General features: G+C 68.7%; 14 protein-coding genes. 5 read left to right on the top strand and 9 right to left on the bottom strand.

From position 1 onward, the window contains the following. Positions 1-113: 113 nt before the first annotated feature. Positions 114-995, top strand: a complete 882-nt coding sequence (locus tag AAC979_RS19365) for a carbohydrate ABC transporter permease (protein ID WP_371348517.1) — start codon at positions 114-116, stop codon at positions 993-995. 75 nt (positions 996-1,070) lie between these two features. Here AAC979_RS19365 and AAC979_RS19360 read toward each other — a convergent pair whose 3' ends face one another. The 5 genes from AAC979_RS19360 to AAC979_RS19340 form a co-directional block, all read right to left on the bottom strand. Next, entirely contained in the window at positions 1,071-2,612 is a 1,542-nt protein-coding gene (locus tag AAC979_RS19360; protein ID WP_371348516.1) for an amidohydrolase family protein, read from the bottom strand. Beyond that, positions 2,600-3,463, bottom strand: coding sequence for a carbon-nitrogen hydrolase family protein (locus tag AAC979_RS19355; protein WP_371348515.1), 864 nt, complete (start codon positions 3,461-3,463; stop codon positions 2,600-2,602). The genes AAC979_RS19360 and AAC979_RS19355 overlap by 13 nt, the downstream gene beginning before the upstream one ends. A 5-nt stretch (positions 3,464-3,468) precedes the next feature. Continuing rightward, a complete protein-coding gene (locus AAC979_RS19350) occupies positions 3,469-4,257 on the bottom strand; it encodes an ABC transporter ATP-binding protein (protein ID WP_371348514.1) in 789 nt (262 codons plus the stop codon). After that, positions 4,254-5,189 carry an ABC transporter permease gene (locus AAC979_RS19345; protein WP_371348513.1) on the bottom strand — a complete coding sequence of 312 codons (936 nt, stop codon included), beginning with the start codon at positions 5,187-5,189 and terminating at the stop codon, positions 4,254-4,256. The genes AAC979_RS19350 and AAC979_RS19345 overlap by 4 nt, the downstream gene beginning before the upstream one ends. Before the next feature lie 167 nt (positions 5,190-5,356). After that, the gene (locus AAC979_RS19340) at positions 5,357-6,415 is read right to left on the bottom strand and encodes an ABC transporter substrate-binding protein (RefSeq protein ID WP_371348512.1); all 1,059 of its coding nucleotides are present in this window, start codon (positions 6,413-6,415) and stop codon (positions 5,357-5,359) included. Positions 6,416-6,963: 548 nt separating this feature from the next. On the opposite strand from AAC979_RS19340, the gene AAC979_RS19335 reads away from it, so the two are divergent. Continuing rightward, on the top strand, positions 6,964-7,692 hold the full coding sequence (locus AAC979_RS19335; RefSeq protein ID WP_371348511.1) for a GntR family transcriptional regulator: 729 nt from the start codon (positions 6,964-6,966) through the stop codon (positions 7,690-7,692). A gap of 11 nt (positions 7,693-7,703) precedes the next feature. Further along, positions 7,704-8,462, top strand: coding sequence for an aspartate/glutamate racemase family protein (locus tag AAC979_RS19330; RefSeq protein ID WP_371348510.1), 759 nt, complete (start codon positions 7,704-7,706; stop codon positions 8,460-8,462). An 11-nt stretch (positions 8,463-8,473) separates the two neighbouring features. Here the strand turns inward: AAC979_RS19330 and AAC979_RS19325 are convergent, their stop codons facing one another. From AAC979_RS19325 to AAC979_RS19315, 3 genes are all read right to left on the bottom strand, one after another. Next, positions 8,474-11,185, bottom strand: a complete 2,712-nt coding sequence (locus AAC979_RS19325; RefSeq protein ID WP_371348509.1) for an HAD-IC family P-type ATPase — start codon at positions 11,183-11,185, stop codon at positions 8,474-8,476. A gap of 99 nt (positions 11,186-11,284) precedes the next feature. Continuing rightward, positions 11,285-11,848: an ActR/PrrA/RegA family redox response regulator transcription factor gene (locus AAC979_RS19320; RefSeq protein ID WP_371348508.1), complete on the bottom strand. Its 564-nt coding sequence runs from the start codon at positions 11,846-11,848 to the stop codon at positions 11,285-11,287. Positions 11,849-11,964: 116 nt separating this feature from the next. Further along, positions 11,965-13,341 carry an ActS/PrrB/RegB family redox-sensitive histidine kinase gene (locus tag AAC979_RS19315; protein ID WP_371348507.1) on the bottom strand — a complete coding sequence of 459 codons (1,377 nt, stop codon included), beginning with the start codon at positions 13,339-13,341 and terminating at the stop codon, positions 11,965-11,967. A gap of 191 nt (positions 13,342-13,532) precedes the next feature. Between AAC979_RS19315 and AAC979_RS19310 the strand changes: the two genes are divergently transcribed. Both AAC979_RS19310 and AAC979_RS19305 read left to right on the top strand, forming a co-directional pair. Continuing rightward, on the top strand, positions 13,533-14,888 hold the full coding sequence (locus AAC979_RS19310) for a polyhydroxyalkanoate depolymerase (protein WP_371348506.1): 1,356 nt from the start codon (positions 13,533-13,535) through the stop codon (positions 14,886-14,888). A 67-nt stretch (positions 14,889-14,955) separates the two neighbouring features. Beyond that, positions 14,956-16,053 (top strand): bifunctional transcriptional activator/DNA repair enzyme AdaA, encoded by a 1,098-nt coding sequence (locus AAC979_RS19305; RefSeq protein WP_371348505.1) that lies wholly within the window; start codon positions 14,956-14,958, stop codon positions 16,051-16,053. Positions 16,054-16,090: 37 nt separating this feature from the next. On the opposite strand, the gene phoB is transcribed toward AAC979_RS19305, so the two are convergent. Next, complete coding sequence (gene phoB / locus AAC979_RS19300; RefSeq protein WP_018388729.1) at positions 16,091-16,792, bottom strand: phosphate regulon transcriptional regulator PhoB; 702 nt, start codon at positions 16,790-16,792, stop codon at positions 16,091-16,093. Positions 16,793-16,800 lie beyond the last annotated feature (8 nt).

Here is a 16,800-nt window from a genome sequence, read left to right as displayed (position 1 = left end):
GAACCCTGCGTGAGCCCCGCAGGCTCCCGGCGATACGGCGCGCCAGCCTTCACCCTCGTCGGCTGGCGCGCCGGTCTCTTTTCTCGACGCTCATGAAGTAACGGACGACGCGCATGCGCTTTGCGGCACTGGCGGATCGGGACTGGCGCACCGGCTGGGCCTTCGCGGCACCGGGCCTTCTCACGCTGGCCATCGTCATGGGCCTGCCGCTGGTCTATGCGGCGCTGATCTCGGTCTCTTCGCTCACTCTGCTGAAGCCGATGCTGCAGCCCTTTACCGGGCTGAAGAATTTCACGGTTGTCATGAGCGACCCGCTGTTCTGGGACGCGCTGTGGCTGACCATCAAATATTCCGTGGTCACGGTGGCGGGCGAATTCGTGCTCGGCCTCGGCGTCGCCCTGATGCTGAACCGCGCGGTGACGATGAAGCCGGTCTATTTCGCCATCCTCACCATTCCCATGGCGATGTCGCCGGTGAGCGTGGCGCTGATCTGGCGCATGCTGCTGCAGCCCAATCTCGGCATCGCCAACCAGTTGCTGGAGAGCCTCGGCCTGCCGCGCGTCGACTGGCTCGGCGATGCCGACCTCGCGCTATGGACCATGGCGGCGATCGACATCTGGCAGCAGACCTCCTTCGTCATCCTCATCCTCGCCGCCGGCCTCGCCTCGCTGCCGCGCGATCCCTATGAGGCGGCGGAGGTGGACGGGGCGACGCCCTTCCAGCAGTTCTGGTACATCACCTTGCCGATGCTGCGCCCGGTGGCGGCGATCGCGGTGATCATCCAGCTCATCAACGAATTCCGCACCTATGACCTGCCCTATATCCTGACCAAGGGCGGGCCGGGCAACTCCACCGAGGTGCTGAGCTTCTTCGCCTATCGCCGGGCCTTTCTCGGCCTGCACCTCAATGAGGGCGCGGCGGCGGCCTTCGTGCTGCTGCTGATCGTGCTCGGCCTCACCGTGCTGTTCTTCGCCACGCTGGAGCGCCGGCGCTGAAGCCACGCGCCGCCCCGCACGAAAAAGGGCGCCCCGGCAAGGGGCGCCCTTCCCTCGGCGCGCAGGGTCGGGGGGTTAGATGCGCGCCGAAGCGGCGTAGAAGGGCGTCGGTTCCGCCTCCGGCAGATAGCCCTCGTAGAACTTCTTCACATAGGGGAACACGGCGTGGCCGAGCTCGCGGCGGGCCACCTCGTCCTCGCTGCGCGGCTTGCCCAGCGTCTCGGCGATCTCCGCCAGCACCGCCTCGCGGTCGATCTTGGTGAAGCGCCCATCCTCATAGACCCGCTCGCCATTGATGAACACGGCGTCCACCGCGCCCATCTTGGCGCGCTGCACCAGCGCGTCGAGCATCGGGATATCGGGGTCCTGATAGGGATAGGTCGCCTTGGTCCAGTTGATCAGCACGGCGTCGAAGAAGCGCCCGGCGTCGAGCCGGCCGATGCTGGCGCCGAACGCCGTGGTCATGGCGCCGGACTCAGTGGCCATCTTCACCACCTGCGGGCAGGTCGGCACGTCTTCCTCGTCCATGCCCGGCTCGCGGTGGACGCGCAAGGCGAGGCGCAATTCGGACAGCATGTCGCGATCGTCATTGATGCCGGCTTCATCGAGACCCATGCCGACATTGATGCCCTTGGCCTCCCAGCGGTTGAGCGGGGCGAGGCCGGAGCGCAGGCGGAAATTCGACGAGCAATTGTGGCAGATGCAGGTGCCGGTTTCGGCGACGATGTCGATGTCTTCCTCGTTCAGCCACACCCCGTGGCCGAGCGTCATGTGCGGGCCGAGCACGCCGAGATCATGGAGGTGGCGCAGCGCCGTCTTGCCGGTGCGGCGACGGGCATATTCCTTCTGGTAGATGGTCTCCAAGAGATGCATGTGCATCGGCACGCCGGCAGCCTTGGCCTTGGCGTCGAGCGCCTGCAGGCCCTCATCCGTGCACCAGTGCAGATTCGCCGGGGCGAGCTGGATGCGGGTCAGGTCCTTGCCCGCATTCTCCCCCGTGAGCTGGTCGAACAGCTTGAGGAAATCGTCGAAGGGCATGGCCTGCGACTTCAGGTGCCTGGCCAGCTTTTCGCCGAGTTCGGCCGGCAGCCGGGCGCAGAAGGCTTCGTCCGCCTCATAGACCAGCCGGTTCTGCTCGCGTACGGCGTAGCAATAGGAGGCGCGCATGCCGAGCGAGCGGTAGGCGTTCAGCACCTTGGTGGCGGCGCCGTGGATGGCGTCATAGCCGCCCGGCATCCAGCCATGGATGTGCTGCACCGTGGTGACGCCGGAGGCGATCATCTCGAAGGCCGAGTAGAGCGTGTCCAGCGTCAGGTCGAGCCGCCGCGCCGGCATGCGGCTGGCGAACCACAGTTCCAGCGCATGGTCGGGCGAGCCGAGCTGCAGCGGCGTCATGCCGACATGGTGGTGGCTGTTGACGAAGCCGGGCAGCATGGCGTGGTCCGGGTATTTCCGCACCTCGGCCGTCGGCGCCAGCTTCTGCATGTCGTCCAGCGTGCCGGCGGCGACGATGACGCCGTCGCGCGAGAGCACCGCGCCCTCCTCGATCACCTCAGGGGTGAAGCGGTCGCGGATGCCGGTGACGACCCAGCGGGCCTGGACGATCAATTCAGACATGATGCTACCTCAAACTGACGGGGCAGGCGCAGGCGCGCCGCCGTGGCGTTGGTCTCTCGCGCCTTCGCGAGACGTTCAGGATCAATGGCGACCAGCAGCGGCCGGCGGTCGGCGCGCGCGGCGCGGGCGAGCAGCGCGCCGTCGGGGCCGAAGGCCAGCGTCTCGCCATCATGGCGCACCGGGCGGCCGGTGACGGTTTCCGTGCCGTAGCGCGCCGCCGCCAGCGCGTAGACGGCATTGGCGCGGGCGCTCGCCTGGAGTTCGGCCGCAAAGAGCCCTTCGGGATCGGAGGGGGCCGGCCCGCCGACCAGCACCGCCACGACGTCCGCCCCCGCCTGCGCGGCGGCGCGCCAGCATTCGGGGAAGCGGCGGTCATAGCAGATGAGCGCGGCGACCCGGACCGGGCCGATCTCGACACTGCGGATGACCGGAGCGCCCGGGGTGAAATGGTCCGGCTCGCCATAGGGTTCGCCTTCACCCGCCGGCGGCAGGTGGATCTTCCGCGCCAGCACCTCCACCCGCCCGTCGGGGCGGGCGAGCAGGGCGGCGTTGAAAGGCGGCCCGCTGTCATTCATCAGCGCCATGCCGAACAGCACGGCGGCGCCGCTCGTCCTCGCCGCTGCCCGCAGCGCTGTAACGGTCGGCCCGTCGAGCGCTTCCGCCAGCCCCGCCCAGTCGCCCGGCGGCTCCGCCGCCACATAGGGCACGGCGAACAGTTCGGGCAGTACGACGAGACCGGCGCCGGCGCGGGCGGCGGCGGCAATGCCGGCCTCGGCCTCACCCCAGAGCGGCGCGGGATCGCGACCCGCCGGGCCGATGGGCAGCGCGGCGGCGAGGAACGGGGCAGCCATGGCGCCTACACCGCCTCCTGCTCGGCGAAGGCGCGGTCCACCTCGTCCGCCAGCAATTCGGTGAACAGGTCGCGATAGGCGTGATAGCGCGGATCGCGCGATTCCCGCGGGCGCGGCAGGTCGATGGGCACGATGGTCTTCACCCGGCCGGGGCGCGAGGTGAACACCACCACACGGTCGGCGAGCGAGATCGCCTCGTCGATGGAATGGGTGACGAGCAGGATGGACGCGCCGCTGTCGCGCCAGATCTGCAGCAGGAAGTCCTGCATGCGCGCGCGGGTCTGCACATCGAGCGCGGCGAAGGGCTCGTCCATCATCAGCACTTTGGGCCGCATGGCGAGTGCCCGCGCGCAGGCGGCGCGCTGGCGCATGCCGCCGGAAAGCTCGTCCGGCTTCTTGTCCAGCATGTCGCCGAGGCCTACACGCTTCAGTGTGTCCACCGCGATTTCGCGCCGCCGCACCGGCTGCACATGCTGCACGGCGAGGCCGAAGGCGACATTGTCGGCGATGGTGAGCCAGGGAAACAGCGAGGCTTCCTGGAAGATCAGCCCGCGCTCGGCGGAAGGCTCGGTGACCGGCTCGCCATCGCAGGCGATGGTGCCGCCGGAGACCTCTTCCAACCCCGCGATCATGTAGAGCAAAGTCGACTTGCCGCAGCCGGAGGGGCCAAGAAGGACGATGAACTCGCCCGGCGCGACATCGAAGCTGAGATCGTCCAGCGCCAGCACAGGGGCGCGGCCTTCCGGCGTCCAGCGCTTGGAAACGGACTGGATGGAGACGGCGGGGCGGCTCATCGTGCGGCTCCCTGGTTGGGGGCGATCCACCACAGCATCTTGGTCTGCACCTGCCGCAGGGCGAAGTCCGAGAGGAAGCCGAGCAGGCCGATGATCGCCATGGTGAAGAAGACCAGCTTGGCGTTGAAGGTGGAGCGCGCCATGGAGGTGATCTGGCCGAGGCCGGTGCCGACCCCGACCGTCTCGGCGATCAGCACCACCATCCAGGCGGCGAACAGGTTCAGCCGCAGCGTCATGAACAGGCTGGGCAGGATGGCGGGAAGGATCACTTTCCAGAAGGTCTGGCGCTGGCTGGCGCCCATGATGCGGGCGACATGGATGTAGTTCTTCGGCACGCTTTCGATCTGCGCCCCGGTGGAGAGCACGATGGCGAAGAACACGGTGATGAAGACAAGGAAGATCGCCGGCACATCGCCAATGCCGAAGACGAAGATGGCGACCGGCAGCCATGCCACCGGCGAGATGGGCGCCAGCAGCAGGATGGTCGGCAGCAGCAGGTTGCGCAGGATCTTCACATAATGGATCGCCGCGCCCACCGCGACGCCGCAGGTGAAGCCGAGGGTGAGGCCGACCAGCACGCGCAGCGTGGTCGAGCCCATGGTGAACAGCAGCGGCCAGACGCCGCCGCCGCTCGCCACCGAGCCGATGCGGTTCGAGCGGTCGAAGAATTTCAGCGTGCCGGGAATATCGGACAGGAACATGTGCGGCGGCGGCAGCAGCAGCGGGTTCAGCATGCCGAAAAACCACAGCGCCTCCCACAGGCCGGCGAACAGGCCGACCGAGACCAGCCCCCAGCCGATGGCGGAGAGCCGCCGGCGCAGGGCGGGGGAGAGGAGCGGCGATTTCGGCCGCGGCGCGGCCGGCTTGGGCGCCGCGCGCCCGGCCTCGGCATGGCCGAGGCGCGTCTGCCCGGCATCTGCGGTCATCGTCATGGCGTCCTTCCAGTGAAGCGGGGCGGGATCGGAACCCGGGCCCCGGATGGCACGCCCACGGGCCCGCGTGGCGCCCGTGGAAGGCTCAGCAAGGGCGGGGGTCCGCGTTGGACGGCGGCAGACCCCAGCGCCTCAGCCCTCTCCCCATGGGAAGAGGGCCGCCGGGCTCAGGCCGACTTCAGCTTGAGGCTGTCATAAAGCGGCTTGTTGGCGGCGATCACCGTCTCCAGCAGGCTCCAGTCGAACGCGCCCTGGTCGGGCAGCTTCTTGACGTAGCCGAGCTCCATCATCGACTGGCCGCGGTCGATGATGAACTGGGTCTGGCTGCGCTGGTCGACCACGATGGGCTGCTTGTTGGAGGCGTCCTCGGCCGCTTCCATGCTGGTCTTGTAGTATTTGCCGACCGTGTCCTTGAGCGCGGCCTGCTTGTCCGCCTCGGCCTGCGACTGGGCGACCATCAGCGCCTTGATCACCGCCTTCACCGCCGCCGGGTTGCTTTCCAGCAGCGGGGTACGGACGGCGAGCACGCAGTCCGAATAGCCCTTGCCATAGACGTCGGTGCCGTCGGAGAGCACCTTGGCGCCCTTGCGGCCGAGCACGCATTGCGAGGCATAGGGCTCGATGTGGCAGATGGCGTCGATGGCGCCGGCCATGAAGGCCTGGGCGAGTTCCGGCGAGGTGTCGAGATATTTGATCTGTACGTCGTTGAAGGAAAGGCCGGCCTTCTTCAGGTAATCATAAGGCAGCACTTCCAGCGTGTCGGCCTGGAAGGTGCCGAAGGTCTTGCCCTTGAGGTCGGCGGCGGAATTGATGCCTTCCTTGGCCACGATCATGCAGCCTTCGACGCCGCCACCGGCGACGATCTTCACCGGCGCGCCGGCGTCGTAGAGCGTCATGAAGTTGGAATAGGGGATCATCGACATGTCGACGAGACCGGCACCGAACATGGTGGTGATTTCGGTGTTCGACGGGGTGACGACGAATTCGAGATCGACGCCATCGGCCTTGGTCAGTTCCCGCTCCTTGGCGAGGAAGATGCCCATATTGCAGAAGCCGGAGCCGTGCGTCGCCTTGATGGTGGTCTCGGCAGCGCGCGCCGCGTTCGGCGCCAGCAGGCTCGCCAGCCCGGCCGGCAGCGCGATGGTCGCCGCCGCGCCGGCGACCGAGGTCTTCAGGAAGCTGCGGCGCGAGAAGTTACGATAGAAGGTGCCGTCACGATCACACATGATCCCCTCCGGATCTTGAGAACCGATACGACCCCGCCTTACAGCCCGTTCGTTGTCGAACTGTAGATCACGCCGCTACGGTTGCATGCCGCAGCAACGGAACCCGCAGACGGGATCACGATGATGGGCACGCCAACCCGAAAGAGCATTTTCGCCCTGCGCTACACCACAGGTGCGGCGAAAACATCCGCACTATACGAGGCCAATACAGGCGGCCAAGCGCAAATAAGCGCCAAAAAACCTTCGCTTCTGACCAAGAAATGAGCTGAACACGCTCATTCCCCTTCGCGCTTGCCCATTCCCGCCGGAGCAGGTCTCCGCTCCGGGCGGCCTGCGGCACCGGGCTGTCTCTTCCTGCGAAGCGGCAGCCGAACCGCGCCTGAGGGGGAGTAAAAGACGGGTGGAGCCCCGGCGCAATGATTTTTTGTATGTTGAATACAATTTACTCCAAGCGCCTATTCCTACGTCAGAATGTGACTATAATTGCAGCGTTGGGGCTGCTTATCCCGGCGCGCCTGCGTGCTAGGATCGGCGGGGGGACGGAACGGATGGACACACCACGCAAGCGAGGACGCCCGCGCAAGCTGCGCCCGGTCGAAGGTTCGGCGACGGAACGGCTCAGCCGCGCCGGGCTACACGCCCAGGCCGGCCGCCAGTTGCGGGAGATGATCGTCACCGGCGCGCTGGCGCCGGGCGCACCGATCGTCGAGGCGGATCTGTGCGCGCGCCTCGGCATTTCCCGCACCCCGCTGCGCGAGGCGGTGAAGATGCTGGCGGCGCAGGGGCTGGTGGAGCTGCGCCCCAACCGCAGCGCCCGCATCGCGCCCTTCGACGCCACCCACATCACCGAGCTGTTCGAGGCGCTGAGCAATGTCGAGCGCATCGCCGCCGAATATGCCGCGCAGCGCCTGAGCGCGCGCGAACTCGGGCATCTGCGCGATCTGCAGGAGACGATGGAAGCGCATTACCGCGCCGGCGACCTCGCCGCCTATTTCGCGGTCAACCAGGCCATTCACAGCGCCATTCTCGCCGGCGCGCACAATGCCACGCTGGTGGAAATGCATGGCTGGCTGTTCGCCCGCGCCGAACGGGCCCGCTATTTCGCCCTCGGCACCCATGCGCGCTGGGCCGAATCCATCGAGGAACACCGCGCCATTCTCGCGGCGCTGGAAGCGCGCCAGCCCGACACCGCCGGCCGGCTGCTCGCCGCCCATGTCATGCACACGAGCACTGGCGTGCTGGCGCGGCTCGCCGCCACCGCCGGGGCCGCTGCCTAAGGATTCACCCCGTGCGCCTTCTCGTGCTCAACCCCAACACCACCGACGCGGTGACGCAGATGCTGCTCGCCGCCGCCCGCCCCGCTGTTGCCCCGGGCACGGTGCTCACCGGCCTCACCGCCCCGCACGGCGTGCCCTATATCGCCTCCCGCACCGAGGCCCAGCTTGCCGGGGCGATGACGCTGGAAATGCTGGCCGAGCACCAGGGCGGCTACGACGCCGCCATCATCGCCGCCTTCGGCGACCCCGGCCTGCTGCCGGCGCGCGAATTGTTCGACCTGCCCATCCTCGGCATGGCGGAAGCGGCGATGCTGACCGCCTGCACGCTCGGCCAGCGCTTCAGCATCGTCACCTTCACCACCACCATGGCCAACTGGTACCAGGACACAGTCGACGCCTACCGCCTCTCCGGCCGCTGCGCCGGCATCCGCGCGCGCAGCCTGCCCTTCTCCGCCATTGAGAATGTTCAGGCGGAGATGGAGCAGGCCATCGTCGCGCTCGCCTGCGAGGCGGTGGAGGAGGATGGCGCGGATGTGGTGATCCTCGGCGGAGCGCCGCTCGCCGGCATGGCGCCGCGCCTGCGGGCGCAGGTGCCCGTGCCGGTGGTCGATCCCATCGTCGCGGCGGTGAAGATGGCCGAGGGCCTTATCACCCTCGCCCCGCGCAAGCCGTCGCGCGGCCGCTTCAGCCGCCCGCCGGCCAAGCCGACGACGGGCCTCGCGCCGGCGCTCGCCGCCCGCATCGAACATCGCGACGCGCCGGCAGGCTGAGGCGCGCCAGCCTACATCTCCGCTGCGGTGAAGATGCCGAGCCGCCGCAGCAGCAGCTTCTCGCCTTCCAGCACGACCATCAGCCCGACGCCGATGGCGATGATCATCACCCCGTCGAGCAGCGCGACCGGGCGGGTGTCGAAGATCGCCTGCATGACGGGCAGATAGGTGAAGGCGAACTGCCCCGCCACCACGGCGGCCAGCGCCAGCAGCACCGCCGGCGTGCCCAGCGCGCCGCGCCAGGTCAGCGAGCGCATGTGCAGGAAGCGCACATTGAACAGGTAGAAAATCTCCATCACCACCAGTGTGTTGACCACCAGCGTGCGGGCCATTTCCAGCTCCTGCCCGCGCCACAGCGAGTGGAAGAACACCGCGAAAGAGATGAGGGTGAACAGCACCGAGACCAGCACCACCCGCCACAGCATGAAGCGGGTGAGCAGACCGGCGCGCGGCGGGCGCGGCGGGCGCTCCATGACCCCCGGCTCGGTCGGCTCGAAGGCCAGAGCGAGGCCCAGCGTGGCGCTGGTGGCGAGATTGATCCAGAGAATCTGCGCCGCCGACATCGGCATGGCGAGGCCGAACAGAATGGCGCCGATCACCGCCAGCACCTCGCCGCCATTGGTCGGCAGTGTCCAGGCGATCATCTTGCGGATGTTGTCATAGACGGTGCGTCCCTCCTTCACCGCCGCGACGATGGAGGCGAAATTGTCGTCGAGCAGCACAACTTCCGCCGCCTGCTTGGCCGCTTCCGTGCCCTTGCGGCCCATGGCGATGCCGACATCCGCCTGCCGGAGCGAGGGCGCGTCATTGACGCCGTCGCCGGTCATCGCCACCACCGCGCCGGTGGATTGCAACGCCCGCACGATGCGCAGCTTGTTTTCCGGGCTCGTGCGGGCGAACACGCTGGTGCGCGTCGCCATGGCGACGAGGTCCGCGTCGGAGACCGCGTCCACCTCCGCCCCGGTGGCAACCACCGGGTTCTCGGCGAGGCCGAGTTGATGGGCGATGGCGCCGGCGGTGGCGGCATGGTCGCCGGTGATCATCTTCACCCCGATGTCGGCGCTGCGGCACTCGGAGATGGCGGCCACCGCTTCCGGGCGCGGCGGGTCGATGAAGCCGACGAGGCCGAGAAAGCTGAACCCCTCGCCGATATCGGCAAAGGAGAGACGCGCCGGCGCCGCGGCAAGCCGCTTCATGGCAAAGCCCAGCAGCCGCTCGCCCGCCGCCGCCGCCCGGTCGATCGCCGCCTCCCAGGCGCCGTCGCCGGACAGGCCGGCCAGGCGCAGCACCTCCTCCGGCGCGCCCTTGACGAACAGCACCGCCTCGCCCTCCGGGCTGCGATGCAGGCTGGCCATGAAGCGATAGGCGGCATCAAAGGGAATCTCGTCGAGCCGGGCGAAGGCGGCGCGCTCGGTGGCCGGATCGAGCCCCGCCTTGACGGCGAGGGTGACGAGCGCGCCCTCCATCGGGTCGCCCTCCGCCCGCCAGACGCCATTCTCGGCGTGGAGATGCGCGTCATTGCAGAGCAGGCCGCAGCGCAGCAGCCAAGCGGCCGCGTCGGCGGGATCGGCCGCGTCGCCCGGCCTGTCCCAGCCGAGCGCGCCGGCCGGGTCATAGCCGATGCCGGAAACGGCGATCTCCGGCTGGCCGGGCCTTGCGACCACCAGCCGGCGCGCCGTCATCTCGTTGCGGGTCAGCGTGCCGGTCTTGTCGGAGCAGATCACCGAGGTCGCCCCCAGCGTCTCCACTGCCGGCAACTGGCGAATGACGGCGTGCTGGCGGGCCATGCGCCGCACGCCGATGGCCAGCGTGATGGTGATGACCGCCGGCAGCCCTTCCGGCACCGCCCCCACCGCCAGTGCCACCACGGCGATGAGCGCTTCGCTCCAGCCATAGCCGCGCACCGCGACGGCGAACAGGAACAGCGCCGCCGCGCTGGCGATGGCCAGCCAGGTGAAGCGGCGCGCGAAGGCGTCCACCTGCCGCAGCAGCGGCGTCGCCAGCGGCTCGACCTCGGCGATCAGCCGGCCGATGCGGCCGATCTGGGTATGGGGTCCGGTGGAGACGACGATGCCGGCCCCCTGCCCGGCGGCGATGGTGGTGCCGGAAAAGGCCATGGAATGCCGGTCGCCGAGCGGGGCCTCCGGCGGCGCCGGCGCCTCGTTCTTCACCGCCGCCACCGATTCGCCGGTGAGGATCGCCTCGTCGATCAGCATGCCGCGCGCCCGGATGAGCCGCGTATCGGCCGGCACCCGGTCGCCGGCCTCCAGCAGCACGAGATCGCCGGGAACGAGATCGCGGGCATGGACGCGCTGCCGCCCGCCGGCGCGCAGTACATGGGCATGCGGGGAAATCATGTTGCGGATCGCCCGCAGCGCCTGCTCGGCCTTGCCTTCCTGGATGAAGCCGACCAGCGCGTTGACCAGCACCACAGCGACGATCACCCCGGCATCGACATAATGGCCGAGCACCAGCGCCGCGCTCGCCCCGGCCAGCAGGAAATAGATCAGCGCATTGTTGAACTGGGCGAGAAAGCGCAGCAGCGGCGGACGGCCGGGCGGCTCGGGCAGCGCGTTCGGCCCATGCGCCTTGAGCCGGGCCTGCGCCTCTTCCGGCGTCAGCCCGGTGCTGGTGACACCGAGCCGGCCGGCCACCTCCTCATGGGGAAGCGCATGCCACTCGGCGGCGGGCGGGGCGGACGGGCGGGACGCGGCATCGTTCATCGGTCGGGGGCGCTCGCTGACGTTGCGTGAACCTGAACCTAGAAGCCCGCCCTCCCCCGGCCTAGCGGAGTTTTGCGTAGAGCGCCGCGACGGCCCGCGTCAGCGCGGCGCGCGTTTGGCGAGGATGCGCTGGAGCGTGCGGCGGTGCATGGACAGGCGCCGGGCGGTTTCCGAGACATTGCGGCCGCACAGCTCATAGACGCGCTGAATATGCTCCCAGCGCACCCGGTCGGCCGACATCGGGTTTTCCGGTAGCTGGGGCTTGTAGTCGCCCTGCGCGTTGAGGGCGGCGCAGATGTCGTCGGCATCGGCCGGCTTGGCGAGATAGTCGACGGCGCCGATCTTCACCGCGTTCACGGCAGTGGCGATGTTGCCATAGCCGGTGAGGATGATGCCGCGCGCTTCCGGCCGGCGGCGCTTCAGGGCGGAAATCACGTCGAGGCCGTTGCCGTCGCCGAGGCGCATGTCGACCACGGCATAGGCGGGCGCGCTGCCTTCGACGCTGGCGAGCCCATCGGCCACGGTCTCGGCCGTGGTCACCATGAAGCCGCGGGTTTCCATCGCCCGCGCGAGGCGCTGCAGAAACGGCCGGTCGTCATCGACGATGAGCAGCGTGCGGTCCTGCGGTTCCATGGCGGTATCGAGCATCTCAACGCTTTCCATTGTGCCGGCTGCGGCCTCGCCCCGGCGGGCGGGCCCGCGCGGCGATGCGTCGCCAATTCGACTTTTGATCAAGCTTATACCCCATGGGCAGCGAGATCAAAATGTCGCAACCCCTTCTACGGCCGTGCGGCCACGCCGGTGTCGCTCTCCGCTTCACGATCACCTGATATGTCGATCAGCCCGCGCGGCCAGCGCACGCCGACAGAGGCGCCATGCGCCGGCGGGGGGCGGTTGACGAAGGTGAGCGCGGCGCCGGTGCGCTCCAGCAGCGTCTTGGCGATGAACACCCCGAGGCCGAGGCCGTTCTGGTCCTCGCCTTCCGATTCCGCGCCGCGCTTCCAGCGGTTGCGCCCCCGGCTGGTGACATAGGGCGCGCCGATGCTGTCCAGCAGCTCGATGGGAAAGCCCGGCCCGTCATCGGTGACGGAGATCGTCACCTCCTCCTCGCTCCAGCTGGCAACGATGTTGACGCGGCTTTCGGCGAAATCGACGGCATTCTCGACGATGTTGCCGAGGCCGTAGAGCAGGCCGGGATTGCGGGCGATGATCGGCTCGCCCGGGGCGCCATTGGGCAGGGTGACGGCGATGGTGATGCCGAAATTGCGGTGCGGCGCCACCACATCCTCCAGCAGATGTGAGATCGGCATGCGGTCGAAAGGCGCCTCGCCGGAATCCAGCGTGGTGAGCCGGCGCAGAATGGCGCGGCAGCGCTCGGCCTGCTCGCTCACCAGCTTGACGTCCTCGCTCAGCGGACTGTCGGGCGGCAGCGAACGTGCCAGTTCCTTCGCCACCACGGTGATGGTGGCGAGCGGCGTGCCGAGTTCATGCGCCGCCGCCGCCGCCAGTCCGTCAAGCGCGGAGAGGTGCTGCTCGCGCGCCAGCACCAGCTCGGTGGCTGCCAATGCCTCGGACAGCTCGCGCGTTTCCTCCGCCACCCGCCAGGCATGCACACCCATGAAGGCGATGGCGATGGCGAGCGCCAGCCAGATGCCGACGAGATAGAGCGTCGGCAGTTCCGGCACCTCGCCGAGCGCGCTGCTCGCCGCCCAGGGCAGCGGCATGTGCCAGAAGCCGACCAGCGCCGCGCACAGTGCCGCCAGCACGCCGAGCAGAATGGTGGTGCGCGGCGACAGCGCCGTCGCCGAGATCAGCACGGGGGCGAGAAACAGCAGCGCGAAGGGGTTGGACAGCCCGCCGGTGAGGAACAGCAGGGCGCCGAGCTGCAGGATATCATAGGCCAGCAGCCATGCCGCCTCCACATCCGACAGCCGCCGCGCGCCGGGATTGCGCAGGCGAAGCGCCAGATTGAGCCAGGCGGACAGCGCCACCACGGCAAGGCTCGCGCCGATGGGCAGCGAGAATCCCAGCAGCCACTGCACCACCACGATAGCCACGGTCTGGCCGGAAATCGCCAGCCAGCGCAGGCGGATGAGCGTATCCAGCCGCAGCCCGAAAAAGCGCTCGCCAATGGGATGATCGAGGGAAAGCGACATGAAACGGCCCCTGCGCGCACCGTTCGCGGACGGGCGCGGCCCTCTATAGCCTTTCGTGAAGCTGTCATGCGAGGGTGGAGTCGCGTTGACGCGGGCGTGAAAGAGCCTATTTATGCTGCAATGCACAAGAACGGCCAGCGAGGACCGATCACGGGGACGGTACCAAAGCGGCGCGGACGACGGAGGACAGCATGGCGATCGGCGTTTTCGGCGATATGCCCGATGCGACGGAAGCGGTAGCCTCGCCCGAGGCGACGCTGGAGGTGGCCTCGGCCCTGACACGGCCGATGTACTGGATGTTCGAACTCGGCCATGCCGCGCTCGACCCGCTGCGGGTCATGGCCGATGCCGGGCGGCTGTTCTACCGCAACCCGGCCAACCCGCTGAGCCATACCGGCTTCGGCAAGACCATGTCGGCCTCGCTGGAAATGTTCGAGCGGACGACGCGGCGCTATGGCAAGCCGGAATGGGGCATTGACGAGGTTAGCGTCGGCGGCGTCAGCGTGCCGGTCGAGATCGAGACCGTGTGGGAGCGGCCCTTCTGCAAGCTGCTGCACTTCCGCCGCGACTTCGCGCAGAAGCCGCGCCGGCCGCAGCCGCGCATGGTGATCGTCGCACCGCTGTCGGGCCATTACGCGACGCTGCTGCGCGGCACGGTGCAGACCCTGCTGACCAATCACGATGTCTACATCACCGACTGGGTGGACGCGCGCAACGTGCCGGTGTCGGAGGGGCCGTTCAGCCTCGACGACTATATCGACTACGTCATCGACATCTTCCACCATCTCGGTGGCGGGGTGCATGCGCTCGCGGTCTGCCAGCCGGCCGTGCCGGTGCTCGCCGCCGTGGCGCGGATGGAAGAGATGGGCGACCCCGACGTGCCGGCTTCCATGGTGCTGATGGGCGGGCCGATCGACACGCGCGAAAGCCCGACGGCGGTGAACCATTTCGCGGAAGAGCGCGGCATCGAGTGGTTCCAGCGCAATGTCATCACCACCGTGCCCTGGCCCAATGCCGGGGTGATGCGGCAGGTCTATCCCGGCTTTCTCCAGTTGCACGGCTTCATGGCGATGAATCTGGAGCGCCATCTGAAAGCCCATGCCGACATGTTCGGCCACCTCGTCAAGGGCGACGGCGATTCCGCCGCCAAGCACCGCGAGTTCTACGACGAATATCTCTCGGTCATGGATTTGCCGGCGGAATATTACCTGCAGACGCTGCAGACCGTGTTCATCGACCATGCGCTGCCGCGCGGGCTGATGACCCATCGCGGCGCCAGGGTCGATCCGTCGAAGATCCGCAATGTCGCGCTGCTCACCGTCGAGGGCGAGAATGACGACATTTCCGGCATCGGCCAGACGCGGGCGGCGCAAACCCTGTGCTCCGGGCTCGCCGACGACATGAAGGCGCATTACCTGCAGCCGACCGTGGGCCATTACGGCGTGTTCAACGGCTCGCGCTTCCGCGCCGAAATCGCCCCGCGCATCTCCGACTTTGTGCTCTCGCATAACTGGCCGAAGAAGGGGCACAACCAGCCGGAAAGTTGAGGGCGCCGGGAAAATAACCGCCCGTTTTCCGGCGGCGCCGGTGCCGGCGCGGTGCTAGCGTCGGGCCATGCCGACCGAAACCCTGCACGACCTGTTCGACCTCACCTTGCCGGACGCCGCCACGCTCTATCAGGCGCTGCTGGCGCGTGACGCGCGCTATGAGGGGCGCGCCTATGTCTGCGTCGCCACGACGGGCATCTTTTGCCGGCTCACCTGCCCGGCGCGCAAGCCGCTGATCGAGAATTGCAGCTTCCGCCCCACCATCGGCGCCTGCATCGAAGCTGGCTTCCGCCCGTGCAAGCGCTGCCATCCGCTGCGGCCCGCCGCTGAGGCGGACCCGATGATCGCGGCGCTGCTCGCCGCGCTCGACGCGCGCCCGGCCTATCGCTTCGGCGAGGACGACATCACCCGCATGGGCTATGACCTCTCCACCGTCCGCCGTGCCTTCAAGCGGCAATTCGGCATGACCTTTCTCGACATGGCCCGGCACCGGCGGCTGCGCGAGGGCTTCGAGACGCTGGCGCTCGGCGGATCGGTCATCGCCGCGCAGCAGGAGGCCGGCTTCCAGTCCGCCAGCGCCTTCCGCGCCGCCTTCGCCCGGCTGATCGGCTGCGCACCGGGCGAGATCGCCGGCGAGGGGCGGCTGCTCGCCGACTGGATCGGCACGCCGCTCGGCGACATGATCGCGATTTCCAGCGCCACCCATCTCCACCTGCTCGAATTCGTTGAGCGGCGCGGCCTGCCGGCGGAGATCACCCGGCTGCGCAAGGGCGCGAAGGGGGAGCTGGGGATCGGCAGCTATGCGCCAACGGAGAGCATCCGCGCCGAACTCGCGGCCTATTTCGCCGGCCGGTCGGCGGAGTTTGCCACGCCTGTCGCGCTCGACGGCAGCGCCTTCACCCGCGCCGTCTGGGCGGAACTGCGGCGCATACCGGCCGGCGCGACGGCGAGCTATGCCGACATCGCCCGCCGGATCGGCGCGCCCTCCGCCATCCGCGCCGTGGCGCGGGCGAACGGCGCCAACCAGCTCGCGCTCATCATCCCCTGCCACCGTGTGCTCGGTACTGACGGCGCCCTCACCGGCTATGGCGGCGGGCTGTGGCGCAAGCAGCGCCTGCTGGAAATCGAGGCGCACTACCGCGCCGCGCCGGCACGCACAGCCTGAGGCGGCGGGCGGTGACCGGCCGGCGGCTCGCCCGCGCTCAGTGCGCGCGGGCGAACATCTCGTTGAAGGAATAGCCGGAGCCGCGCACGGTGCGGATCGGGTCCGGCTGGCGCGGACGGTTGAGCGCCTTGCGCAGCCGGCCGACATGCACATCGACCGTACGCTCGTCGATATAAACGTCCTGCCCCCACACGCCGTCGAGCAACTGCTCGCGCGAATAGACCCGGCCGGGCGACTGCATGAGAAATTCCAGCAGGCGGAATTCCGTCGGGCCGAGATGCAGTTCCCGCCCGGCGCGGTGCACGCGCTTGGTCTCGCGGTCGAGCTCGATGTCGCCGGCCCGCAGCAAGGTGGAGATGTGCTCCGGCTTGGCGCGGCGCAGCAGCGCCCGCACCCGGGCCACCAGCTCGGGGACGGAGAACGGCTTCACCACATAGTCATCCGCACCGGTGGCGAGACCGCGCACGCGCTCGGTCTCCTCGCCGCGGGCGGTGAGCATGAGGATCGGCATCCGCTCGGTTTCCGGCCGGGCGCGCAGGCGGCGGCACAGTTCGATGCCGGAGAGGCCGGGCAGCATCCAGTCGAGGATGAGGAGGTCCGGCACGCTTTCGCGCAGCCTTGTCTCCGCCTCGTCGCCCCGCCCGACATTATCGACCGAATAGCCTTCGGATTCGAGATTGTAGCGGAGCAGGAGGGTGAGGGGCTCCTCATCCTCCACGATCAGTATGTTGGTGGGCATGATGTCGT

Origin of the sequence: Ancylobacter sp. IITR112 (genome assembly GCF_041415945.1) — a bacterium.
In the GTDB taxonomy this organism is placed as follows: Bacteria; Pseudomonadota; Alphaproteobacteria; order Rhizobiales; family Xanthobacteraceae; genus Ancylobacter.
The sequence above is the reverse complement of the archived record's forward strand: the minus strand, read 5'-3'. Positions and strand labels throughout refer to the sequence as shown.

Excerpts from the sequence above, each read along its gene's own strand:
- AAC979_RS19325 (WP_371348509.1), bottom strand. The coding sequence starts at position 11,185 with ATGAACGATGCCGCGTCCCGCCCGTCCGCCCCGCCCGCCGCCGAGTGG.
- AAC979_RS19350 (WP_371348514.1), bottom strand. The coding sequence starts at position 4,257 with ATGAGCCGCCCCGCCGTCTCCATCCAGTCCGTTTCCAAGCGCTGGACG.
- AAC979_RS19310 (WP_371348506.1), top strand. The coding sequence starts at position 13,533 with ATGGCGATCGGCGTTTTCGGCGATATGCCCGATGCGACGGAAGCGGTA.
- AAC979_RS19365 (WP_371348517.1), top strand. The coding sequence starts at position 114 with ATGCGCTTTGCGGCACTGGCGGATCGGGACTGGCGCACCGGCTGGGCC.
- AAC979_RS19340 (WP_371348512.1), bottom strand. The coding sequence starts at position 6,415 with ATGTGTGATCGTGACGGCACCTTCTATCGTAACTTCTCGCGCCGCAGC.
- phoB (WP_018388729.1), bottom strand. The coding sequence starts at position 16,792 with ATGCCCACCAACATACTGATCGTGGAGGATGAGGAGCCCCTCACCCTC.
- AAC979_RS19335 (WP_371348511.1), top strand. The coding sequence starts at position 6,964 with ATGGACACACCACGCAAGCGAGGACGCCCGCGCAAGCTGCGCCCGGTC.
- AAC979_RS19305 (WP_371348505.1), top strand. The coding sequence starts at position 14,956 with ATGCCGACCGAAACCCTGCACGACCTGTTCGACCTCACCTTGCCGGAC.
- AAC979_RS19315 (WP_371348507.1), bottom strand. The coding sequence starts at position 13,341 with ATGTCGCTTTCCCTCGATCATCCCATTGGCGAGCGCTTTTTCGGGCTG.
- AAC979_RS19360 (WP_371348516.1), bottom strand. The coding sequence starts at position 2,612 with ATGTCTGAATTGATCGTCCAGGCCCGCTGGGTCGTCACCGGCATCCGC.
- AAC979_RS19345 (WP_371348513.1), bottom strand. The coding sequence starts at position 5,189 with ATGACGATGACCGCAGATGCCGGGCAGACGCGCCTCGGCCATGCCGAG.
- AAC979_RS19320 (WP_371348508.1), bottom strand. The coding sequence starts at position 11,848 with ATGGAAAGCGTTGAGATGCTCGATACCGCCATGGAACCGCAGGACCGC.
- AAC979_RS19355 (WP_371348515.1), bottom strand. The coding sequence starts at position 3,463 with ATGGCTGCCCCGTTCCTCGCCGCCGCGCTGCCCATCGGCCCGGCGGGT.